Origin of the sequence: Tissierella sp. (assembly GCF_032104385.1) — a bacterium.
Classification (GTDB): domain Bacteria; phylum Bacillota; class Clostridia; order Tissierellales; family Tissierellaceae; genus Tissierella.
In genome coordinates, this window is record NZ_DAMCHJ010000014.1 from 36,584 (window position 1) to 60,623 (window position 24,040).

The 24,040-nt window shown below is 31.9% G+C and carries 18 protein-coding genes and 1 pseudogene; 1 reads left to right on the forward strand and 18 read right to left on the reverse strand.

Annotation, left to right across the window (positions count from 1 at the left end; genetic code table 11):
- Positions 1 to 36 precede the first annotated feature (36 nt).
- The 13 genes from allB (RT714_RS12965) to RT714_RS13025 all read right to left on the reverse strand — a co-directional run bounded on the left by allB (RT714_RS12965) (position 37) and on the right by RT714_RS13025 (position 17,053).
- Positions 37 to 1,383: an allantoinase AllB gene (allB, locus tag RT714_RS12965; RefSeq protein ID WP_313758175.1), complete on the reverse strand. Its 1,347-nt coding sequence runs from the start codon at positions 1,381 to 1,383 to the stop codon at positions 37 to 39.
- A gap of 35 nt (positions 1,384 to 1,418) precedes the next feature.
- Entirely contained in the window at positions 1,419 to 2,759 is a 1,341-nt protein-coding gene (locus RT714_RS12970; protein ID WP_313758176.1) for an NCS1 family transporter, read from the reverse strand.
- A gap of 225 nt (positions 2,760 to 2,984) precedes the next feature.
- Positions 2,985 to 4,199, reverse strand: a complete 1,215-nt coding sequence (locus RT714_RS12975) for an alanine--glyoxylate aminotransferase family protein (RefSeq protein ID WP_313758177.1) — start codon at positions 4,197 to 4,199, stop codon at positions 2,985 to 2,987.
- Between the two features lie 14 nt (positions 4,200 to 4,213).
- Positions 4,214 to 4,963, reverse strand: a complete 750-nt coding sequence (locus tag RT714_RS12980) for a DUF2877 domain-containing protein (RefSeq protein WP_313758179.1) — start codon at positions 4,961 to 4,963, stop codon at positions 4,214 to 4,216.
- Positions 4,953 to 6,218, reverse strand: coding sequence for a DUF1116 domain-containing protein (locus tag RT714_RS12985; protein ID WP_313758181.1), 1,266 nt, complete (start codon positions 6,216 to 6,218; stop codon positions 4,953 to 4,955). Before RT714_RS12985 ends, RT714_RS12980 begins: the two co-directional genes overlap by 11 nt.
- Before the next feature lie 15 nt (positions 6,219 to 6,233).
- Positions 6,234 to 7,928, reverse strand: coding sequence for an acyl-CoA synthetase FdrA (gene fdrA / locus RT714_RS12990; RefSeq protein WP_313758182.1), 1,695 nt, complete (start codon positions 7,926 to 7,928; stop codon positions 6,234 to 6,236).
- 15 nt (positions 7,929 to 7,943) lie between these two features.
- Positions 7,944 to 9,554, reverse strand: coding sequence for an L-lactate permease (locus tag RT714_RS12995; protein WP_313758184.1), 1,611 nt, complete (start codon positions 9,552 to 9,554; stop codon positions 7,944 to 7,946).
- 206 nt (positions 9,555 to 9,760) lie between these two features.
- The gene (locus RT714_RS13000) at positions 9,761 to 11,125 is read right to left on the reverse strand and encodes an NCS1 family transporter (protein ID WP_313758185.1); all 1,365 of its coding nucleotides are present in this window, start codon (positions 11,123 to 11,125) and stop codon (positions 9,761 to 9,763) included.
- 22 nt (positions 11,126 to 11,147) lie between these two features.
- Entirely contained in the window at positions 11,148 to 12,500 is a 1,353-nt protein-coding gene (gene allB / locus RT714_RS13005; protein WP_313758186.1) for an allantoinase AllB, read from the reverse strand.
- A 250-nt stretch (positions 12,501 to 12,750) separates the two neighbouring features.
- Entirely contained in the window at positions 12,751 to 13,989 is a 1,239-nt protein-coding gene (allC, locus tag RT714_RS13010; protein WP_313758188.1) for an allantoate deiminase, read from the reverse strand.
- A gap of 198 nt (positions 13,990 to 14,187) precedes the next feature.
- A complete protein-coding gene (locus RT714_RS13015; protein WP_313758189.1) occupies positions 14,188 to 15,327 on the reverse strand; it encodes an alanine--glyoxylate aminotransferase family protein in 1,140 nt (379 codons plus the stop codon).
- Positions 15,328 to 15,352: 25 nt separating this feature from the next.
- Positions 15,353 to 15,700, reverse strand: a complete 348-nt coding sequence (locus RT714_RS13020; RefSeq protein WP_313758190.1) for a cupin domain-containing protein — start codon at positions 15,698 to 15,700, stop codon at positions 15,353 to 15,355.
- A 117-nt stretch (positions 15,701 to 15,817) separates the two neighbouring features.
- Positions 15,818 to 17,053: a dicarboxylate/amino acid:cation symporter gene (locus RT714_RS13025; RefSeq protein WP_313758192.1), complete on the reverse strand. Its 1,236-nt coding sequence runs from the start codon at positions 17,051 to 17,053 to the stop codon at positions 15,818 to 15,820.
- Between the two features lie 205 nt (positions 17,054 to 17,258).
- Here RT714_RS13025 and allE point away from each other — a divergent pair, with 205 nt between their 5' ends.
- Entirely contained in the window at positions 17,259 to 18,023 is a 765-nt protein-coding gene (gene allE, locus RT714_RS13030) for a (S)-ureidoglycine aminohydrolase (RefSeq protein WP_313758193.1), read from the forward strand.
- A 30-nt stretch (positions 18,024 to 18,053) separates the two neighbouring features.
- Here allE and RT714_RS13035 read toward each other — a convergent pair whose 3' ends face one another.
- From RT714_RS13035 to RT714_RS13055, 5 genes and pseudogenes are all read right to left on the reverse strand, one after another.
- The gene (locus tag RT714_RS13035; RefSeq protein WP_313758195.1) at positions 18,054 to 19,709 is read right to left on the reverse strand and encodes a PucR family transcriptional regulator ligand-binding domain-containing protein; all 1,656 of its coding nucleotides are present in this window, start codon (positions 19,707 to 19,709) and stop codon (positions 18,054 to 18,056) included.
- Between the two features lie 67 nt (positions 19,710 to 19,776).
- Positions 19,777 to 20,622 carry a transposase gene (locus RT714_RS13040; protein WP_313758197.1) on the reverse strand — a complete coding sequence of 282 codons (846 nt, stop codon included), beginning with the start codon at positions 20,620 to 20,622 and terminating at the stop codon, positions 19,777 to 19,779.
- Between the two features lie 135 nt (positions 20,623 to 20,757).
- Positions 20,758 to 22,545, reverse strand: coding sequence for a 5'-nucleotidase C-terminal domain-containing protein (locus RT714_RS13045; protein WP_313758198.1), 1,788 nt, complete (start codon positions 22,543 to 22,545; stop codon positions 20,758 to 20,760).
- Between the two features lie 172 nt (positions 22,546 to 22,717).
- Positions 22,718 to 23,470, reverse strand: a complete 753-nt coding sequence (locus RT714_RS13050; RefSeq protein ID WP_313758200.1) for an ABC transporter ATP-binding protein — start codon at positions 23,468 to 23,470, stop codon at positions 22,718 to 22,720.
- Between the two features lie 5 nt (positions 23,471 to 23,475).
- Positions 23,476 to 23,976 (reverse strand): annotated as a pseudogene (locus RT714_RS13055) (ABC transporter permease); the annotation flags it as partial.
- Positions 23,977 to 24,040: the final 64 nt, after the last annotated feature.

Genomic DNA, 24,040 nt, shown 5'->3' on the forward strand with positions numbered 1-24,040 from the left:
ACCAAAAAAAGAAGTTATTTGGGGCATTACGATATATTAAGGTCTTAAGAATTTTCCTATAGGTTCAGATATTATCTTTCCATCTTGGAATATAGTTTTTCCCCTAAGAATAGTCCTTACAATCTTTCCTTTAAATTCTAACCCTACAAGCGGACTGACTTTATGCATATAAAATAAATCATCTGCTTTTAAAGTAAAGCTCTCATTTAAGTCTACTAAAACCATATCAGCATCGTATCCTTCTTTTATTGCTCCTTTGTTTTTTATTCCAAATCTTTTTGCAGGATTTAGTGACAATAACCTAGAAATATCCACAAGGGATAATCCTCTATTATGATATCCTTCCGTAAGCATTACATTCATTGTAGATTGACATCCTGATATTCCACCCCAGACCTTAAAGAAGTTACTGTCTTTTTTCAATTCAAAAGGTGCTGGTGAATGGTCTGAACAAACTGCATCTACATCTCCTGCAGCAACATGTTCCCATAGTTTCTCTTTTGTATCCTTTGCCCTAAGAGGCGGACAACATTTTCCTATTGGTCCCAGTCCCTCTAAATCATCTTCTGTAAATGTTAGATATTGGGAAACTGTTTCACAACTTACATCTATACCTTTTCTTCTAGCCTCAACAACTAACTTGACAGCCTTTGCAGTACTAATGTGAGCAATATGAAGTTTACATTTAGTTTCTTCAGCAAATAATATAATCCTTTGAACAGCTTCAACTTCTGAAATTTCTGGTCTAGAGTTTAAGAAATCCCTAGGTGAAGTCTTACCTTCTTTAATAAATTTCTCAGTTAATTTATTTGTTATATCCCTATTTTCAGCATGAACTGATACTGGCAAACCTAGCTTGGCAGCTATTTCCATCCCCCTATATAAAGTCCAGTCATCTGCACCTTCAAATTCTTCTAAACCACTAAAACATGTAAAAGCTTTAAAGCCAACTACTCCTCTTTCTGCCAATTCTTCTAATTTTTCTAAGTTATCAGGTGTTAATCCTCCCCAGAAACTATAATCAACTAATGAATTTTTCTTAGCAGCTTCAAGCTTTAAATCAAAATTTTTTCCATTTGTAGTCACTGGCGTAGAGTTAAGTGGCATATCTGTAAATGAAGTCATTCCTCCAGCTGCAAGAGAACTGGTACCAGTAAGCAATGATTCCCAATTTGTACGACCTGGTTCATTAAAATGAACATGACAATCATATCCACCTGGCAATATATACTTGCCCTTTGCATCTATTTCTTCCTTTGAAGTTCCTGATATTTCAGGTGCTATTTCAACTATTGAACCATCAACTACTGCTATATCTAACTTTTCCACTAACTTGTCTGTAACTACCATTCCATTTCTAATTATTAAATCAAATTTACTCATTACATATTCCCCCTATCTATTAAATTTCTAGGATTTTACCAATATGTTTTTGATGATGGCATTTTCTTCATTAAAATATAATAAGTTAATGCTGTAGGTGGAAGGCTTGCATACCATGATAATCTTACTTCTACTAAAGCTGCAACTGCACCTACTATAATAGCAATAATAGCCGCCCAGTTCACTCCTTTAAAAGGTCCTTCAGTATCATATAAATCTTTCAAATTAACATTTTCTTTTTTAATAAAGAAATAATCAACGATCAATACTGCAAATATTGGCCCTAAAAATGCCGAATAAGCTTGTACAAATAGATTAAGTCCTGCTGCTGATTCTGGACTAATTAGCTTCCATGGGAATGTAGCAAATGAAAGTAGCCCAACAATTATAGCTGATTTTTTAAATGGAAGTTTAAAAGTATCCATCAATACATAAGATGGAGGTAATATATTATTTAAAACATTTGTAGTAACCTGTGCTGCTGCTATAAATATCATTGTAACAATTACTAAAAATTGATTATCTACTGCAGATGAGAATACATCTATTGGATTTGCCATTCCAGTAGCAGTTGATACTATAAGCCCAATCATACCCATAAATATAGTTATTGGCAATATGGCTGCCCAATATATTAATCCTGTAATTGCAGGTTTTGTTCCTTGTTTATAGTTTCTTACATAATCTCCTACGTTTAGGAGCACTGTACAGTTAACTCCAGTAAATGCTGTAACTCCACCCCAGAAAGGTAGTCCCCATGAACCTTCAAAATCTACTATTTCTGAAGATATTACTGCACCATATTTTCTTATTACACTAAAAAACATATAAGTAAGAGTCAATAAAATAAATATGGAGCCAATGTTTTCTAGCCATTTTATTCCCTTAAATCCTGTAGTTGCTAAAGCTATTTGTATTATTTGGAAAAGTATAAAAAATAATACTTGATTTTCATATCCAAATAAAGAATATGATACCATATTAATAGCTGATGCACCTACCCATGATTGAAAACCAAACCATATTATTGCTGGAACCCCTCTTATAAATCCTGGAAGTTTAGAACCTTTTATACCAAAAGCAGATCTAAGCTGAATTGTATAAGGTACACCATATTTATGACTAAACTTACCATTAAATACTAAGCCAACTGCTACAACAGTTGCACCTATAAACATTGCTACTAATGCTTGAATAATATTAAGTTCATGAGTCATACTTGAGCCTAAAGTAAAAGTTCCTATTGATACACAACCACCTAACCACGCAAATAAATAAGACCAATTATCCAAAATACGTTCCTTTACAGGATATAAAGATTCATCCTGTCCATCATGTCCAATATCATCTAGAACAATATTATCTACTGTACTCATCATTTTACCTCCTAATTAATATTAACACACACTTTGACACATAATTGTTAATCTACTTTCCTCCTTTTTCACTTTATTTACCAATATTATATTATTTTTAACAATGTTTTGTTTATCCCTTATAGATAAAAGAACTTTTTAAATTTATCTTATTACTGCAAAAAATAAAACAACTTCAGTTTTTGGTGCCAGGCACCAAAAACTGAAGTTATTAAAGTTTTAATATTATTTTTGTTCATCATATATATCTAAAGCTGCTTGTAGTGCTTCTCCTCTATTTACTTTGGCTCCCTTTCTGATTAATGTAGCTTCCAATGCAGAAAGTACTCTTAGGACGTTTTCCTTACGGCTACTGTATCCCATGGAACCTACTCTCCAAATCTTGCCTGATAATGAACCAAAGGCTGCTGCTATTTCTACTCCAAAGTCTTCTATCATTCCCATACGTATCTCAGATTCTTTGATTCCTTCTGGTACAGATACACATGTTACCGTTGGCATTTTATTTACCTTATCACCAAATACTTCTAATCCCATAGCCTCTATACCTGCTACTAGAGCCTTTTCGTTTAATGAATGGCGAGCAATTCTAGCTTCAAGTCCTTCTTCTCTAATTATTCTAAGTCCTTCTCTCAATGCATATAACATTGTAGTAGCTTCTGTATGGTGGTTTAATCTAGATGGACTCCAATACTCTTGAATTTGACTTAAGTCAAGATAATTTGTACTTATCATTCTATCATTATGTGAATCAAATTGTAGACCTTGTTCTACTTTTCTTCTTTCCTTTAATATTTTTTCAACTCTCTCATTATATGTTAAGGGTGCCATACCAGTAGGCACTGATAAACATTTTTGTGTTCCAGTAATTACAGCATCTATATTCCAATCATCAGTCTTAAACTCTGCACCTGTTAATGTGGCAACTGCGTCTACTACTAATAATATATCATTTTCACGACAGAATTTTCCTAGTTCTTCTAAAGGTTGCATACGTCCTGTTGAAGTTTCTCCATGAACCATAGCTACTACCTTAGGATTAACCTTCATGATTTCTTTTTTCAAATCCTCAAATTCATAAGTCTTGCCCCATTCAATTTCAGTAGTATACACATCTCCTCCTGCTCTTTTAGATATCTCTGTTAGAAGATGTCCAAATCTACCGAATATAGGAACATAAACTTTGTCACCTGGCTCTATTATACCTGAAAGCACAGCTTCTATTCCTGCCCTAGCAGTTCCATCTACAGTAAAAGCTTGGTGATTTTTAGTTTGGAATATATATCTTATTAACTCCATTGTTTCATCCATTATTTGTAAAAAGTTAGGATCATATTGACCTAATATTGGTGCACTCATAATTCTAAGAACTCTTGGCTCTGCTTCTACAGGCCCTGGTGTCATTATTGTTCTTTGTGGTATTACTAATTCTCTATACATATAATTTCCTCCTTTTAATTTCTAAAAACAGCTCCTAATAATATTCCTTTTAACGTATCCATCCCAGATGTATGTCCTATATGAATTAACTTCATTGCTGAATTTAATATTTTATATTTGTCTCCTATAATTAAATCTATACAAGTTTCTTTAACTACTTTGCTAAATTTACCTTGCACTGCATAATCTAAATATTCATAGGATATATCTGTAGTTTTAGTTCTCCCATTATTTTTTATGGAATTTTTAATCTTTTCTACTAATCCTTTATTTTTTCCAGTAGCTTGTAATATGGCTAATAGTCCTACTAAAACATCATCACCGCTTGGAGTAAGACCTAGACCTTTACCAATTATTTTGTCAGGAAAACTTTCATCACTAATATCAACTTCTATACCAGATTTCCAATTTGGATTAATTGCAACTATTGAATTTAACAAATCTATATTTCTAGCTAAATTTTCTTCCCATCCATAAACTGAAAGCTTTGGATCAAAAATATCAGCATCTTCAAAATTAAAATTCTTTGTGTATAATTCATCGCCAATTTTAAACTTATCCACTAATTTATCTACATTATCCCTAGATATACAAATACTAAATGGAGAAACCCCTTCTTCTTCTCTTCCTAAATGAATCAATCTATCTTTAATTTTAATGTTCATGCTTTTCTTAAATATAGAATGTACGTATGCTAAAGGTTCTTCCTTTAAAATTGAAATAACTTCTTTACTATAAACAGTTACCTTAATCTTATTCTTCATCTCCTAAAACACCGTATCTTTCAGCCAATGCAACAAGTGCTTTCTCAAAACAAGCTAAAGGTGCTCTAACTGTTCCTGCTCCAATTTGTCCAATTCCTGCTTCCTTATGAGCCATACCTGTATTGATTATAGGAGTAATTCCAGTTTCTACTACCTTTCTAATATCAATTCCCAAACAGGTACCCTTAAAATTCCAAGTAGGTATAGAATAATTAGGATTTGAACTTATACAAATTTCTTCCATTTCTTCACTTATAGCCAATGCATCATCAAATCCGCCTGCACCCACAAATCTTGTAACTCCTGGTGCTGCTATCATTGCCATAGCACCAAGTCCAAAGGATTCAGTAATAGCACTATCTCCCATATCAGGACTTATTTCATCTTCACTATATCCACTAAACAATAGACCCTGGGGAGTATTCACTGGAGCTGTAAACCACTGATCTCCAAGTCCGCTTACTCTAATACCAAATTCATATCCATTTCTAGTCAAGGCCGTAACTATACTGCCTTCTTCTATGGTTCTAGCATAGTCCATAACAACTTTACAAGTGGCCATTGCAATATTTAAAAAGAATTGGTCTGTATCTGCTAAAAATTTCATCACTTCTTCTAAATCACCATGGTTTATATCCAATTGAATTAAATAAGGGGCTATATCCTTGAAAAACAACGTAGATGCAGCAATATTTCTTTGATGAAACTCATCACCCATAGTAATTGCCTTTGCAATAATAACATTTAAATTTATTCCACCATCAATTTTCTTCAAGGCTTTGGAAATACTTGGTCCTAATACATCCTTCATCCAGTGTAATCTATCTATTACCTCTTCACTATAGGCTCCAAATCTTAGAACTTTTCCTATGCCTTCATTCATTGTACAATATGCTAAATTTCCTCCTGTCTTATTTACCACTACTAAAACAGGCATATTACCAGAAGTTATACCACCCATTGGGCCTACTGCACTAACATGATGGCAAGGTATAAATTTTATTTCACCAGACTCTAACATTTCCCTAGCTTCTTTTTCATTTTTAGCCCAGCCTTCAAATAATACTGCTCCTATACAAGAACCCTGAATAGGTGCAACCATATTTTCCCATGTATTTGGCGGGCCAGAATGTAATAAAGTCTTACCATTTAATTCTTTTATCACTGATTTTGCTGGTACTACATCTACTAGGAAAGGTTGAGCTTCTGTCATTTTCTGTATAACTAATTTATTTGCTTCTTCAATTGACCTCATATGATTACCTCCTTATTATTTCAACTTTGAAAGTATGGATGCTAAATATTTGTTTCCCCCTGCTATAGGCTTCCACTTGTAATGAACTACTTCTGCTCCATACTTTGCCATAGGCTCAGCAAAATGTTTTAATCCTATATTAATTACTTTTAGCTCTTCTGTAAGCAATGAAATACTTTGTTTTGTAAGCATTGTTTTATTACTAGCTCTATTTATATATTTGATTATTTCAGCAGCCATAATTACTCCTTGAGCATTACTTTCCATTACTATAACTCCTGCATTTTCAAGTTTACTTACTTGGTCATGATATATTTGCGGATCAGCCATAGTACCTGTTACTGAAGCTATAAATACAATTTCTATTTTATTTTCTTCTAAATCCTTTTTAATCTTTTTAATAACTGGAACAAATTCCCCTGCAATATCTTCATGTCCTCCATATCCTATTACAAAGTCTAGAAGAACAACAGCCGTATCTTCTTCCTTGCAAATATCCTTCATCATTTCTAATCTAATAGTTGGATCCATCATAGGATGTGGCTTGCCCCTTGTATATTCATCATCTCCTAAGTCAATAATTAAATGTTCATTATGCTTTAGCATAATACCTTTATCATGATTTTTTTGATGTTGAATATTTAATTTATCTTCTATTATCATTGCAGCTTCCGCAGCCAATGTACCTCCACTATATAAGCCTTTTATTCCTTTTTGTTTATTGCTTTTTACAAGTATATCTATATTTGGTACTAATCTTTGTAATAGCCTTTTAGATAACTCTATTGCCTTTATAGCTGCTTCCTCTAAAGTCCATACATAATGAATATTACCTTCATTTTTCAGAGGCTTCTCCCCTATAAAAATAGCTACTATTGGCTTATCTATAGTTTTAAATATATCGATTATCCTATCTCTTACTTCTTCAGCCGGAGGTTTTGATATAAATACAATTACTTCTGTATCAATATCATTAGACAGCAACTCCAATGCACTAATTGCTGTAATACCACCAATTTCTGAGGATAAATCCCTGCCTCCTATGCCTATGGCATGAGATACACCTGCTCCTTTTCTAGAAATTATACTGCTTACCTCTTGAATTCCAGTACCAGAAGCTCCTATTATACCTATATTTCCCTTCTCTATAACATTTGCAAAGGCTAAGGGAACCCCGTGGATAATTCCAGTACCGCAATCTGGTCCCATTACCAATAAATTTTTAGATCTTGCCTTTTCTTTTAACTTCTTTTCATCTTCTATAGATACATTGTCACTAAATATAAAAACATTTAGTCCTTTATCTAATCCCTTATTTGCCTCTTCTGCTGCATATTCTCCTGAAATTGATATAAGTGCTAAATTAGCATCTGGAAGTTTTGACATACTGCTATCCCAGCTCATTGCTACAGGAATTTTATCTCTTTTTGATTCTACTGACTGATCCTTTAAAAATTTATCTACTTCTTCTACTACCTTTGGAACAATACTTTCTTCTTCACTATCAATTACTATACAAATATCATTTGGTCCTGCTTCATCTAATTTCTCTGTATAAAAATTAGAATTAGCAAAAATATCTTTATTCGCTGGTGTTCCCATCATTATAGATATTCGATTAACATGATCCATTGAAGACAATAGTTTAGTTAAAAGCATTAAATTGATTGAATCTTGATAAGAATTTTTCTTAATTACAGTAAATAACATTGTATCCCTCCTTATCTACAATGAGATATAAGTAGCTAAAAAATATGTTATTATTCCAAAACACACTATAATGCCTAGTACAAAGGATAATATTATCTTTAAAATTTTTCCCTCTTCTCCTAAAATATTAGAAGTGGTTGCACCAAGTACGATATTGTTTGGAGCAACTGCAGTTCCTATTGCTGCCCCGCCTGTTTGTGCTCCAAGGATTACCCCTTGATTTAAGGATAATAACTCAGCTGTTGTAAATTGAAAATTTGAAAATAATATATTTGAACTCATATTACTACTTGTAATAAAAGAACCAACTAAACCTATAAAAGGTGCTATAAATCCATAGTTCTTTCCTAATATATTTGAAGCTCCAATTGCCAATACATCTATTTGTCCAGTTCCACTCATTACTTTCGACATCATAGTAAGACTGATTATGGCTATACTTGAAGGAATAGCCTTTTTAGCCACTCCTTTAAATATGATGTTTAACTTCCCTCTTTCTATATAGCCCTTTTTTAAATAAAATATATAACCTGCCAAAGCAGATATTAACAAGAAAGTTGAAGGATGTACCAAGGGAGCAAAGGGTGCATATTTTATTATCTGAGAGTTTATGAAACCATATCCTGTACTGGTCATAGGAAAATTTGGTCCTATACTAAAATTTGTTAATACACCTTTAATCTTCGGATTTATAAGTAATACCAATGTAAGAATGGTCATTACTATATATGGAAAAAAACTTTCATATAGTTTTATATCCACAGATGATTTTGAAAGAACTTGACTTTTATTTCTATTCATTATTTCACTATCATCCATGCCCCAAGGATCTTTATACATAGGAATCTTATTAATAAATATAAATCCTAATAATGCAATACATCCTGGAAGAAAATTAGCTATAATACCGTTAATTTGAGTAAGAAGCAGTTGTCCTCCTCCTTGTATAAGAGAGAATATTAAAACTGCAACTAAACCTTTTTTAACGCCTTTATCTTTTCCATAGAACCAACAAATACTAAGTCCTGACAAAATATTTATTATCCATAAAAACATTCCTGCATAAAATCCTGAGCTATTTAAAATATTTCCCTCTATACCTGTTTGTGTTACTAAGGAAGACCAGGCAACAGCAAGTGTTCCATAGGTACCTGCCCATGAATGTCCTATAAGAGGTATTACCACAGCCCAAACTGGTAATACTCCCATCTCAATAAGTAGTGGGGCAGTAACTGCTACTGGTACACCAAAACCAGTTACTCCTTGAAGAAAACTTACAAAAACCATACCAAGCCCTAAAATTCTAACTAATTCATTTGGTGCTATTTCTTCCAAACTTTCCTTTATAGAACTAAATGCCTTAGCTTCGTTAGTTACTTCATAGATTAGTAGAGCTGTTATTATTACCAAAATAATAGATAAAGAATTCCATAAAGCTTTTAAAAGCTCATTTACGATTAAATTCACTCCACTTTTATAAAAGAATATTGCTACAAATATTGCTATGACTAATGAAATAGGTGCAGCCCTAAAGGCTGGTAATTGTACTTTTATCATAAGAAACAGAAGCATACCTATAGGAATAAAAGCCATAATCCAAAAACCTAAACTAACTGGTAAACTCATATATAATCACCATTCTTTAAAATATTTTAAGAAGTTATAATCTTTCCTTATTTATATTATCATACAAATTTAAAACAAATTAATTATCAAATTTTACTAAAGAAAATGCATTTTTCATATCAATAATTGATAATAAAATAAAACTTCGTCTTTAGATATAACTAAGACGAAGTTTTTTAATGTGATTTTGTTTATAAATATTAATTTTATTCAAATATTGTTCCTTTTCTAAAAGGAGCAGCTTTTTTCATGTTTTTCATTAAAAAGTAATATAATAATCCTGTTGGTAACAAACTTGCATACCAAGATATTTGAACAAAGAATAAAGACACTATTGAACCACCAATTATAGCTATAACTCCAGCCCAGTTTATTCCTTTAAAAATTCCCTCAGTATTATAATACTCATTTAAGTTTAATTTCTTCTTTCTAAGAATAAAATAGTCTACTACAAGTACTGCAAATATAGGTCCTAAAAATGCTGAGTATATTTGAACAAACAATGACAACCCTCCAGCAGATTCTGGTCTTACTAACAACCATGGGAATGTACAAATAGATAAAATTCCAACTAAAACCGCAGATTTCTTATAAGATAAATGGAATGTATCCATAAGTACATAAACAGGTGGAACTATATTATTCAGCACATTTGTAGTAACTTGTGCAAAAGCAACGAATACTAATGTCATAATAGTTAAGAATTGATTGTCCATAGCAGTTGAAAATACAGCTACTGGATCATTATTTCCTGTTGCTCCTGAGACCATAAGTCCAATTAATCCCATAAATAATGTTGCAGGAAGAATAGATAACCAATAAAGAGAGCCTGTCATAAATGGCTTAGTTTCTCTTTTCAGCTCTCTTGAATAGTCAGAACCATTTAAAATCATAGTAGAATATATTCCTAAAAATGCTGTGGTTCCTCCCCAAAATGGCAATCCCCATGTTCCTTTAATATTAGTTATAGTGGCAGCAACTTCTACTCCAAATTTTGTATATACAGTATAAAACATATAACCAAGAGTTCCTAATATAAAGAACACAGCTATATTTTCCAACCATTTAATTCCATGAAAACCGTTAATAGCTAAAACAACTTGTAATACAGTAAAAAGAACAAATACTACTGGCATATTATCAAAGCCAGTTATAGTTTTTAAACTGACATTTATAGCACCAGCACCTACCCAAGATTGAAAACCGAACCATACAATAGCAGGTATTCCTCTAAGGAAACCTGGAATCTTTACACCATCAACACCAAATGAACTTCTAGCCTGAACAGTAAAAGGAATCCCATATTTATGTCCAGCAGAACCTGATAAAACAAGGGCTATAGCTATAACAGAACATCCTATGGCCATAGCAACAATTGCTTGAGTTAAGTTTAAAACACCAATTAAACTAGCACCCATTGAAAATGTTCCAATTGAAACACATCCCCCTAGGAAAGCTGCTAAATATGATAAATTGTCCATTATTCTTTCCTTAGTAGGCAATAACTCTGGCTTTGTTTTCTCAACAAATTCTTGATTTAATTTAGTCACTTCATGCTCAATAGTAGTCATTGTTTCTCCTCCATCCTAGTTTTTATTTCTTTATTAGTTGTCCATAACCTTTTTTACCAATTACATTATTTTCTTCAGCAACAACCTCTCCTCTTAAAATAGTGCAAACTGGCAACCCTTTTCCTTTTAGACCTACGAATGCTGAAATTTTATTAACGTATTTTAAGGACTCTGGGGTAATTTCCCATTCTCTTTCTGGGTCTAGAATTACGATATCTGCATCAAATCCTACTTCAATAGCCCCTTTTCTTCCATATAATCTAAAGGCCTTAGCAGGTCCTTCACTTAATGTACGTGCTAATATAGTTGGAGAATATCCTCTCTTTACAACTCCTTCACTAAATGTAACTTGCATTACATTCTGAATACCACTGATTCCACCCCATGCACCAAAGATTCCATGAGCTTTTTCATCTTTTTCCTCAAGGGCACAAGGAGAATGGTCTGAACTAACACAGCTTAAGGTGCCATTATCTACATATTTCCACATTTCTTCAACAGCATCTTTTTCTCTTAAAGGAGGTGCACATTTAAACAAACTACCATTTTTTATAACATCATCTCTATTAAAAGTTAAATAATGACTGCATGTTTCTCCAGTAACATCTACACCTTCCTGTTGTGCTTTCTGAATAATTTTTGCAACTTCAGGGTGGCTTACATGACAGATATGAATTTTGGTCCCTATTTCCTTTGCCAAATCAATAACATTTTTTGTAGCCATTATTTCTGCCATTAAAGGACGAGAATTTAGGAAGTCCTCCCATGTTTGGTTTTCTTTTCTCATGGCTCTTCCTTCTTCCCATTTAATAATGGAAAAATCTTCACAATGGAATCCTGCTCTTGCATCAACTGTTTTTAATATTTCAAGGGCTTCTCTTACCTGCCCCATAGTTAAAGAAACATAATCAGGAGATACTGGTCCAATAAAGGATTTAAAAGCAACACATCCTTTTCCATCTAATTCTACCAATGAATTTAAATTATAATCTACTAAGCCTCCCCAAAAGCAATAATCTACATATGCATTTGGTGATACAGCTTTATATTTATCATCAAAAATCTTTCCATCTGTTAATGCTGGTTCATTCTGTAAAGGCATATCTATAATAGTAGTAATACCTCCAGCAGCAGCTGCTGCTGTTCCATGCTCATAATCCTCTCTCCATGTATATCCTGGATCATTAAGATGAGCATGAGTGTCTATAGCCCCTGGGAATATATATTTACCACCTGCATCTATAACCTTGTTAGCTTCTAAATCAGACTCAGGTGCCACTATTGCTGATATTTTACCATTTTTTATGCAGATATCAGCTTTATAAATTCTTTGGGATGTAACTACTTGACCATTTTTTACGATTAAATCGAACATATCTTCCCCCTCTTTCTTGAATAATGATTGTTTTAAGTATATATTTTATGACTTACTAAGATTATAATATTTTTAACAATCTTATGGTTTGTCCTATATGGATAAATTTTCATTATTGATTTATCTTATTAATACAAACTATATACTTATATAAAATAAAACCACTATTAAATAATAAAATAACTTCCTTTTAATCTTAAAATCAAAAGAAAGTTATTTTATTTAGGTTGGTTTAATGTCAATTATTAAATTATTTATAGGCTAAATTATATAATGTATCTATTAACACTTTAATTCCTTCAGTTAAATCTTCTATCTTCGTAAATTCAGCTGGGTTATGACTAATACCTTTATGACTTGGTACAAATATTAATGCCGTTGGTATATGCTCTGCAAATATTTGAGAATCATGTCCTGCACCACTATGCATTAATTTATAGTTTAAACCCTTTGCCTCACATTCTCCTTTAATAATATTAACTAAATTGGAATCCATAGGTACTGGCTCCCCGTCCATATAATTGTTTATGCTAATTTTTAAGTTCATCTTTTTAGCTATTTCTTCAAGTTTCTCTGTTACTTGATTTGTAAATTTAATTATTGCATCTTTTTGAGTATGTCTTACATCTAGGGAAAATATTACTTTCCCCGGCACAACATTTGTAGTATTTGGTACTACTTCTACCTTACCTACAGTAGCCACAAGAGGATCACCATATTTTATGGCAAGATCCATTATTTCTGAAATCATTTTGCTTGTTCCATGTAATGCATCTTTTCTATAACCCATAGGAGTCGTACCAGCATGATTAGCTTCACCTTCAACTTCTATCATATATCTTTTTTGTCCGACTATATGCTCTACTATTCCGATTGATTTTTTCTCTATTTCAAGTACTCCGCCCTGTTCTATATGAAGTTCAATAAAAGCCTTTAAATCATCCCTAACCTTACTATTTTTAAAATCAAATCCTGCCTTATGCATGGCCTCAATGAAACCTATGTCATTTTCATCTTTTAGTTCCGCCACTGTTTCCCTATTAACTGACCCAACTATATTTTTTGAACCCCAAAATGTAAATGGAAATCGGCTGCCCTCTTCTTCTGCCATAGCTACTACTTCTATATTTCTAAGAGGTTGTCCATAAGTATTTTTTAGGTATTCCATAGCAATGAGGCCACCTATTATACCTAACTGCCCGTCTAGTTTTCCTCCATTTACTACTGTATCTATATGAGAGCCTGTTAATATTGTTTCGTTTTTAAAGTCAGTTCCTTCTAATCTACCAAAAAGATTTCCAACTTCGTCATAATATGCTCCAAAACCTTTTTCTTTAATTAGATTTCTTAGTGCTTCTTGAGTTTCTATCCAACAATCTGTATATAATAATCTGGTAACACCGTCATCTGAACTTTCTCCAAATTTACTTAGCCATTCTATAAAATCAGCAGTCTGTTTTTCTAAATTTAATTCCTTAGCAGTATTCATTTTTGACACTTCCCCTCATGAAAATTTCAGCAAACTTTATATTAATGCCCCCCTATTAATATATTATTTTTAATATGTTAATTCATTATCTATTATGGATAAAAGAATTACAATGATTTATCAACTCATTGTAAAATTGATTAAAATAATATCGTCTTACGGCTTATCACCATAAGACGATATCTCAAATTCTGTTCTCTACCTTAATTTTGCTAATAGAGTACCTACACCTTTACCCATTTCAATTTCAATTCCGCATCTTACTAAAGTTCTTTCAATAGCTCCAAGAACAGATACTAGATAATGCTCATCTATATTACCCATATGTCCAAATCTAAACATCTTACCTGCATAGGCTGCAAGTCCTCCTGCTACTACAGCGCCTTCTTCTGCCAATATCTTTCTAAATTCTGCATCGTTAATTCCGTCCATATATAATACATTTGATAAAGTAACTGCTCTATGGTCTTTTTCTGCAAGAATAGTAAATCCTAACGCTTCAAGAGCAGCTTGTGTTGCCTTTGCATACTTAATATGTCTTTGGTATCTATTTTCAATACCTTCTTTTTTAATTATATTTACTGATTCTTTAAGTGCCCAAATAAGGTTTACAGCTGGTGTAGCAAAGTATTTTGAAGGATCTTCCATTATTGGAATCCATTTCTCAAAATCAACATAATAATCTGGAATCATACCAAAGGATTTTCGTCTTGCTAAAGCCTTTTCACTTGCCCAAAGAATTGCAAGTCCTGGACACACTCCAAAAGCTTTTTGTGATCCAGTTAAAAGAATATCTATATTCATAGAATTTAATTTCTCTGGTTCTGCAGCTGTAGCACAAACTCCATCAACAATATACAAAGTTTCCGGGAATTTTTTCATCATTTCTCCAATTTCAGCAACTGGTGCAGCTACTCCTGTTGAAGTGTCTACATGAGTAACAGTCATAGCATGATAATGTTTTTCTGATAATTTCTTTTCAATATCTGCAACTGGAACTATTTGTCCCCACTCAGATTGAATTAAGTCTACATTGATACCTCTTCTTTCACAGATTTCAATAAATCTGTTTCCAAAAAATCCATGAGATACAATAAGAATATTATCTCCTGACTTCATAGTATTTGCAATTGCCATTTCCATTGCCATAGTTCCTGTTCCAGCTATTACAAATACTTGACCTGTTGCATCCCATAATTCCATCATATCATTTAATAATTCTTTATAATCTTTTACAAAACTTGGATCACCAAATGCAACAATTTCTCTGCCCATTTCATCTTGAATACTTCTAACTACAGGTGTTGGTCCTGGTATTGCTACTAATTTTTGTACCATTTTCATTCCTCCTAAATTCTATAAATTAATTATATAATATTAACATAACGTATTCTAAATCTTCTTCTCCTGCAGATTCTATTGAGTGAGAATCTCCATCACGACAAATAGCCAAATCTCCTGGCTCAAGAATCGTTTCTACACCATTATCATTATATAATGCTTTTCCTTTTAATATAAAATATGCCTCTTGATCTCCTTGGTGGGTATGATAACCAATGGAATTACCTGGCTTTATAATGGACTTTCCATATAATCTTCCCTTCCCTAAAAAATCTTCCTTCTCAAAGAAGTTTATTACAGTTACATATCCCTTGCCGCCTTTAAGACCTTCAGTTACTTCTGTAGTATATTCATTAGATCTCCTTATCATTCTATCACCTCTTCATTATTTATTTTCTTTAATGTGATTATCCATTGAGGATAAAACTCCCATCATTGTAACTCTACGGGGCTATTTTGTTAAGATTCTTCAAAATTTATGTCTACTCTATGAATTAGAGCTAGATATTACTTTTTTACCGTTGAATATATCGTAATCAAGTTCTTTTTCATCAACTGCTATTATCATAGCAACTAAAGCATCACTGTCTACGTTTAGTACAGTTCTAAACATTCCTGAGAACCAATCTATACCCGCCAATAATGCAATACTTTCTGGTGGTAATCCCATTGCCGGAAGAACTGTTGCAAGTGCAACTAAGCCACCTCCAGGTACTACAACTGTACCTAAGCAAGCTAAAGTCGATAATACTACTATTCTAACTAATTCAATCATTGACATCTCCATACCAAAAAATTGTGCCAATGTTATACAAGCTAATGATAGATAAAGTGACAAACCATTACTATTAAGAGCCATCCCAAGAGGATTAACTAATCTAGAAATCCTTTTACTTACTCCAAGTTTAATCTCACTATCTTCCATTTTAGTTGGAAGTGTAATGGCAGATGATGTAGTTGTGAAAGCAACAACTGTCATCTTCCAAAGATGCTTAGCTAGTCTTACAGGACTAACTTTAGCATATGCAGCAGAAATAAGAATTAAAAATACCATATAAATTACTGTTCCTATAGCCATACTACCTAAGAACTTAGCTAGTGGAACAATTACTTTTACACCAATAGTTCCAGTAACCCATGCTAACAATGAAAAAATACCAATTGGTGCAAGATTCATTACCATTTTAACAACATTTAAAATTGCTACGTTAAAATGTCTAATAAAGTTAAGAACTACATTATCCTTATCTTGTTTACCAATTACACTCAATGATAGTCCAAATAAAATTGAAAATATAATTACTTGTATCATATTCGCTTTTGCCATAGCATCTATAATATTTGTAGGAAAGAAGCCAACTATCATTTCAGATAATGTTTGTTCTGAAGCAGCTATAGCTGTAGCCCCCATATCCATATTTAACCCTGCTCCTGGTTTAACTATATAACCAAGACCTATTCCAAGAGCCGCTGCCAATGCAGTTAAAGCCATAAACCAAGCAAAGATCTTTCCTCCTAACTTACCTAATTCTTTAGGATCTAAACTTCCTACAGCTTCAATAACAGCACCCATAATTAAAACAACTACTGACATCTGAATTAAACGAAGAAAAATATCACCAACTACTTTTACTGGAGCAATTGCCGGCCCCACAATTAGTCCTATTACCATACCAAGAACCATTGAGATCATAATCTTGTTTGTCATGTTCAGCCTTTTCATTTGACTCCCTCCTACAGTTTGTTATTTATCTAACTTTATGCTATATTTATATTTTATATCTTGATTAGATCGAATTAAGGATAAAAAGTTGTTTTATTTTTATCAGTATTGGATAAAGGTTTTTTGTGTAATTAATTTAATAATATATATAGTATAATTAATTTTTAGTATAATTAATTTAAAATATAGAAAGGAGAATTAATTTATGGGTTATCGTAATGATTTATTAAGCAGCAGATCCATTATAAGACATGGCAGCTATGCTCTTATTACACCAGAAGGACTTGTTAATAATATTATTCCTCACTTTGAAAAATGTACAATTAGTGTGGTTGCTTCTCCAAAACTAGGTGCTAGTTTTGTTCAATATCTTGTAGAAATGGAAGCTGGTGGAAGAAATACTAAGGGATTTGGCGGAAATGGAATTGAAACTTTTTTATATGTAGTTGAAGGCTCACTAGATGTTTTAATTGATGGAACAAAATATGAGTTAACTGAAGAAGGATATATATTCTGCCCTCCTAGTTTAGGTATGATTATTGAAAATAATTCAAATGAAAGCGCTAAATTTGTTCTTTATAAACAAAGATATGTTCCTGTTGAAGGAATAAAAGAACCATGGGTAGTATGTAATAATGTTAAAAATTTAGAAGTTGTTAATTATGATGATATGGAAGATGTTACTATAGTAGACTTCCTTCCAAAGGATATATCCTTTGATATGAACTTCCATATACTAGCATTCCAACCAGGTGGATCACATCCATTTATTGAAACCCATGTACAAGAGCATGGAGCATATTTATTAACTGGAGAAGGCATGTATAATCTAGATAATAACTGGGTATCCGTCAAAAAAGGTGATTTCATATGGATGGGACCTTTTGTACAACAGGCAACCTATGCTATAGGATATGAACCTTTCTCATATGTTTATTCAAAAGATTGCAATAGAGACCCCGAAATATAGTTTAAATTAAGGTAAGGATAAATCCTTACCTTAATTTATTATGCGAAGAATCTTAAGCCCTACTTCAATTTCAAGCATTTTTCCCCTATCTTCTATATCTAAATTTGTTAATTCCCTTATTCTATTTAATCTATATAATACAGTTTTATAATGGACATATAATTCCTCAGCAGTTTTTACTGCATTTAAATTACAGGATAAATATTTCTCTAAAGTATCTATAAGCTCATTATTCTTATCTTTATCATATTCTTTAAGCGTCCACAATGCTGGATGAACGAATTTATTCAGCTCTTCTCTATCTTGATATCTGCATAAAAGCTTGTATATGCCTAATTCTTCAAAGGTAACTATCGAATCTTTTCCAAATATCCTATAACCAAAATTTACTGCATCCATAGCCTCAGAGTAAGATTTACATATTTCCATAGGGTTTTCTGCCAAGCCGCCTATACCTATTGATACAGAAATATTTCCTATTTCATTAGAAATAATTTTTTTAAGCTCCTTACCAAATTCTTTTATTGTGGCATGTGCATCCTTTATATTACATTTTTCTTCTACAGGCCACAATACTATTATATTATCTCCTTTATTAATAGATATATAGTCTGTAGTATAATAATATGATACCCTGTCTATCCTTTTCTTTATTTTTTCCATCAATAAATGAATTCCCTCTGATAAATTTTTATTAATAAGAATATAATCTCCATATTCACTTATATTTAAAAGAATAACTATGAATTTTCTTTTTAAATTCCAACCAAATAAAGTTCCTCTACCAAAAATACTTTCTTCAGAATCAAATCTACCATTTATTAAATCATCCATTAAGTCACCTTTATACTTCAGCTCAACTTCCTTAACTGCCACATCTTTTAACATCTCTAATCTCAATGTAGTTGCCGCACTTTCCAAAGCAATAAAATCCAGATCTTCCATTATTCTATTTCTTTCAATAACTGCTAAATAGCCTTTTATTTCATTTAAAACCTGAATAGGCTCTACTATAGCTGTATATATGATATCATCTATATTAGGCATCTTGATTTTCAAACCGTAAATTGGAAAATCTTTTTCTACTAAGCTCTTAACTTCATCATCAATTATTTCTATACTTCCATATTTTTCATCATTCCAAGCAATTGGATTTAACTCATTATTTAATATTATAACTGGATTCTCAACTAAATCTCCAAGGGTTTTTGCAACAGCATCTATACCCTTCATTTTAAGGGATAACTTGGTAAATCGCTTATGACAATCCTTATAGTAGTTTAGTCTATTTACTTGATCATTAAATATTTCCCCCATTACTGGATACATTATATCTATATATTTTGTATCACCTGATATTTCAATAATAGGAAATCCTAATTGATTTCCTAAATCTATTACATCTTCAGGTATAGAGGTTAGAAATCTAGAAATTTTTACTATTAAAGCAGCAGCTCCTTTTTCCGCTAACTCTTTTACTAAGGTTTTTTGTGCTTCTATATCCTTATCAATCGAATAAAAACTCGTTAATAGAAGTTCTCCTCCTTTAATCCAATTGGCTATATCTGGTACCTCAATTATTGTAATACCTTCTACATAAACATTTTCATCTTTAACTGTCCCAGCTACTAATTTTGCATTTTTTAAACAAGGCATCTTGATTAATTCACTAAGTAATATCCCCATCTTACTCCTCCTCAGCTGATAAATAAATTCAGTTTTTGGAATCTCTGGTTCCAGTCACCAAAATTGCTTATTTTTGTAAAATATTTCTTATGGCATTTATCGTTACGTTTATATTATCACTTATTTCTTCTTTCGTATATCCTTGATTAATAGCTTTAATTACGTAATCATATTTGTATTTTGTTAAATATCTTTTTCTAGAACCTTCTTTAATTAGCTCATAATCTAAAGTCGCCGGACATACAGATTTTAATATATCATCAAGTAGAGCTGTATTTTTAAACCCATTGTCCTTATTTAAGGATTCTTTAAATTCATCTGAGCCTATTACTTCATCTTCTTCAAACTCTTCGTTTAATTTCATGTAATCCTCTGGCGGCTCATTCATTAACTTCCCATATTCTTTTATGGCTTGCAGCCTATCTAGTGAAAGCATATCTAGAAATTCTTCGATATTTACTAAATTATCTACATTCATCCTATAGAACACATCTGAACTCCATTTATATTTAACCATAGAATCACAAATATTAGCATATACCGGGTTATTATGTATATATCTTATAAGCCTAATAAAATATGATTCATTTTGTACCAATATACTTCTATACCTATTCTCAAATGGAGAACCAGTTCTAGATTTCTTCCAATTATAATATTTCGCATATCTAGTATTTATCCTATGCATTATCTGACTAATTGGAATATTATGAGTCTTTATGATAAAATGATAATGATTATCCATTATGGCATAAGCCAATAAATGAAAATCAAATAATTCCTTTACATTCCCTATAATCTCTAATAGTTTCATTTTTTCTTCAGCTTCTTCAAAAATAAAAGATTTATTATTTCCCCTGTGAATAATATGATATATAGCACCATAGTATTCTACCCTCTGTCTTCTTCCCACGAAATTACCTCCTTCCCTCGTATATATTCTACAAATATTTCCAAAATCCTCTATTTTTTTTGATAAAATTTAAAATAACTTCAGTTTTTGGTGCCTGGCACCAAAAACTGAAGTTATTCTTTACAAAATATTCTATTATGGAATTAATATTACTTGATTAGGGAATATTAAATGTGGATTTTTTAATTTATTATATTCTGCCAGATTCTCCCAAGTAGTATTAAATTGTTTAGCTATTTTCCATAGAACATCTCCTGATTTTACTACATATTTTTGTGCTTCTATAGTTATAGCTGCTCCTGGTTTTACCTCCGGTTGAGGTTTTATTTCTGGTTTTGGCTGAGGTTTTATCTCTGGCTGTGGTACTGGTTTTATTTCTATTTTTGGTGATTCTACAACAACTACTCTGCCTTCTACCTTAGGTTCAACTTCTCCTACTTCTTTAAAATATTCAATTAATATATCTGATAATAATCCACCTTCAGCAATAAATGGTTTACCATTAAACATAGTATATCCATCTCCGCCACTTGCCATGAAATCATTTGTAACTAATTTATATTTTTTATCTAATTTTACAGGTTCACCTTTTATATTTATATCTGATGTTCTACTTCCAACTGGTTTTGATGGATCAAATTTAAAAGTGATTCCTCCAATATGTGGAAAATGTCCTGCTGCTTCTGGATACATATCTACCCCATGTTCCAATGCCTTAACTATTTCTCCGCCCGTTACTTCTATTACTGCAAGGGTATTTGTAAATGGAAAAGAAGTCAGTATATCTCCTACTTTTATATCTCCAGCTAAAATAGAAGCTCTAATTCCTCCGCCATTTGTCAAAGCCACATCTGCACCAGTAGCTTTAATCATTGCATCAGTTAAAAGGTTCCCCAAGTTGGATTCTCCTTTTCTAACAACTTCTCTTTCTCCAACTAAGTTTACTTTTGATTTGCCTACTACTGCTTCCTTAAAGGACTTGTTTATTTCCTCAATTTTCTTTATCTCTTCTTCAATAATAGGATTCGGTACTAAATCCTTACCTTCATTATATCCAAATAATTTAGCTGTTTTCTTATTTACCTTACCTTCTGATACTTCAAGTTCTACTATCCCAATATTCTTTAAATAAGAACCAGCTTGAACTATTAAAGTATCTCCTTTTACTTCTCCATTAGGTAATTCAGTATGACTATGTCCATCAACTATTAAATCAATTCCCTCAACATTTTTTGCCACATCATAAGTATTAGCATCTGTTGATTCATCTACTCCCAGATGAGCTAATGCAATTATTACATTTACTTCTTTTTCTTTTAATTCCTTTACCATCTTTTTAGCAACCTCAACAGGGTCTTCAAACTTAATTCCCTCTGTATTGCTTGGATGAGATTTATATTTAGTTTCCTCAGTTCCAAGTCCAAATATACCAACCTTTATACCATCTACATCAAAAATCTTATATGGCTCAAAATCTGATTTACCATTTGCTTCTTTCACAATATTGGAACCTATCATAGGAAATTCTGCTTTATCTTTCAATTCCAATAATCTTTTATAACCATAGTTAAAATCATGATTTCCAGGAACCATAGCATCAAAACCTATTTTATTCATTAGGTTAACCATAGTTTCACCTTTGGTTATATTAATATCAATGGCACCATGCAAAGTATCTCCTGCATTTAATAATAATAAATTAGGATTCTTTGCTCTTAACTCATCTACCTTAGTCTTTAACCTTGCAAGACCTATACCACCTTCTCTTTCATCAAGGTTTAACCTTCCATGTACATCATTTACATGTACAATAGTTAATATTTTTGCTTCTTCAGCGAATACTGGTAATGCTCCTATCATTATGCCCAATAATAATACTAATGCTAGGAATAAACTGACAACTCTTTTGTTTCTGAAACTCATACATAACCCCCCTATTTAAAATTATTATTAATCAGTGTAATCATACCCATTACACTATATATATAACTTATTCTACATATTTTTTATAAATCCTTCTTTTTTATTAAAGTTTTCCATGAAATTAAAATAACTCTCCTTTTTTAATAGATTAAAAAAGGAAAGTTATTTTAATTTATAATTCTAACATCTTTAATATTTGACTTGTTAGTTTAGCATACATAATATTTCCCCTATCTCTTGGTCTTTCCATATCTACTTCTACTATGTCTTTAATCTTACCAGGGGAACTGGACATTACTATTATTTTATCTGATAAATATACAGCCTCATCAACACTATGAGTTACAAATAATATGGTCTTTTTATTATGTTCCCATATTCTTAATAGTTCCTTTTGTAAAATAATTCTAGTATGTGCATCTAAAGCACCAAAGGGCTCATCCATTAATAATACAGATGGATTATTAGCAAGAGCTCTGGCTATTGCCACTCTTTGCTGCATTCCTCCCGAAAGTTCATATGGATATGCATTAGCAAAGTTCTCCATATTAATTATTTTTAAATACTCTAATGCAATTCTTTCTCTTTCCTTCTTATTTATCCCGCTAAATTCCAATCCTAATGAAATATTATCCAGTACCTTTCGCCAAGGCAGCAATGAATAATTTTGAAATACCATTCCTATTTCTTTAGTTGGTTCAATTAATTCCATATCATTATACTTTACACTGCCCTTTGTTACAGTTTCTAATCCGGCTAGTATACGTAGGAGAGTGGACTTTCCACACCCTGATGTTCCTACAATACAAATAAAATCATTTTCTTCTACATTTAAATTAATATCTTCTAAGGCTTTTACTTCTAAATTTTCTTTTGTTACAAAACTCTTATAAAGATTATTAATAGTAATGATATTTCTACCCATATGCCTCATCTCCTACTTAACCATGAAAAATGCTTGTTTTCTATAACAATAAATATATAATCCAATAATGAACCAACTAAACCAATACATATAATACCTGTAACAACTAAATCTATTCTGGCTAACTCATATGAGTGAGTTATTAAATACCCTACTCCAGATAAACTTCCCGGCAGCATCTCCGCTGCAACCAAGCAAGCCCAAGCACTTCCTAATCCACCTCTTAATCCATATATAATATTAGGTCCTGCTCCTGGTATAAGAATCTTAAAAAATATATCTCTTTTACTGGCACCTAATACCTTAGCAGATTCTATTAAAGTTTTTGGTACATTTCTTACTCCAAAAGCAGAGCTAGATACTACAGGAAAAAATGTACCTATGGCAATTATAAATATCATTGAAAACTTAAAATTATTAAAAAATACTTGTCTTGTTCCATAGGGTATTTTAAATAAGGTTGCTAAGCTCTTTGTACCAAACCACGCTAATATTAGGGGAACCCAACCTAAAGCTGGCTATGTGACTAAAAATAATATGGGACGAAGTGATATAGAAATGGCATAAACA

Coding starts and splice junctions, on each gene's coding strand:
- RT714_RS13025 (WP_313758192.1), bottom strand. CDS start 17,053: ATGAAAAGGCTGAACATGACAAACAAGATTATGATCTCAATGGTTCTT.
- RT714_RS13050 (WP_313758200.1), bottom strand. CDS start 23,470: ATGGGTAGAAATATCATTACTATTAATAATCTTTATAAGAGTTTTGTA.
- RT714_RS13020 (WP_313758190.1), bottom strand. CDS start 15,700: ATGATAAGGAGATCTAATGAATATACTACAGAAGTAACTGAAGGTCTT.
- allB (WP_313758175.1), bottom strand. CDS start 1,383: ATGAGTAAATTTGATTTAATAATTAGAAATGGAATGGTAGTTACAGAC.
- allB (WP_313758186.1), bottom strand. CDS start 12,500: ATGTTCGATTTAATCGTAAAAAATGGTCAAGTAGTTACATCCCAAAGA.
- allC (WP_313758188.1), bottom strand. CDS start 13,989: ATGAATACTGCTAAGGAATTAAATTTAGAAAAACAGACTGCTGATTTT.
- RT714_RS12995 (WP_313758184.1), bottom strand. CDS start 9,554: ATGAGTTTACCAGTTAGTTTAGGTTTTTGGATTATGGCTTTTATTCCT.
- RT714_RS13045 (WP_313758198.1), bottom strand. CDS start 22,545: ATGAGTTTCAGAAACAAAAGAGTTGTCAGTTTATTCCTAGCATTAGTA.
- RT714_RS12985 (WP_313758181.1), bottom strand. CDS start 6,218: ATGAGGTCAATTGAAGAAGCAAATAAATTAGTTATACAGAAAATGACA.
- RT714_RS12980 (WP_313758179.1), bottom strand. CDS start 4,963: ATGAAGAATAAGATTAAGGTAACTGTTTATAGTAAAGAAGTTATTTCA.
- RT714_RS12975 (WP_313758177.1), bottom strand. CDS start 4,199: ATGTATAGAGAATTAGTAATACCACAAAGAACAATAATGACACCAGGG.
- allE (WP_313758193.1), top strand. CDS start 17,259: ATGGGTTATCGTAATGATTTATTAAGCAGCAGATCCATTATAAGACAT.
- RT714_RS12970 (WP_313758176.1), bottom strand. CDS start 2,759: ATGAGTACAGTAGATAATATTGTTCTAGATGATATTGGACATGATGGA.
- RT714_RS13035 (WP_313758195.1), bottom strand. CDS start 19,709: ATGGGGATATTACTTAGTGAATTAATCAAGATGCCTTGTTTAAAAAAT.
- RT714_RS13015 (WP_313758189.1), bottom strand. CDS start 15,327: ATGGTACAAAAATTAGTAGCAATACCAGGACCAACACCTGTAGTTAGA.
- fdrA (WP_313758182.1), bottom strand. CDS start 7,928: ATGTTATTTACTGTAATTAAGAAAAATTCTTATCAAGATTCAATCAAT.
- RT714_RS13000 (WP_313758185.1), bottom strand. CDS start 11,125: ATGACTACTATTGAGCATGAAGTGACTAAATTAAATCAAGAATTTGTT.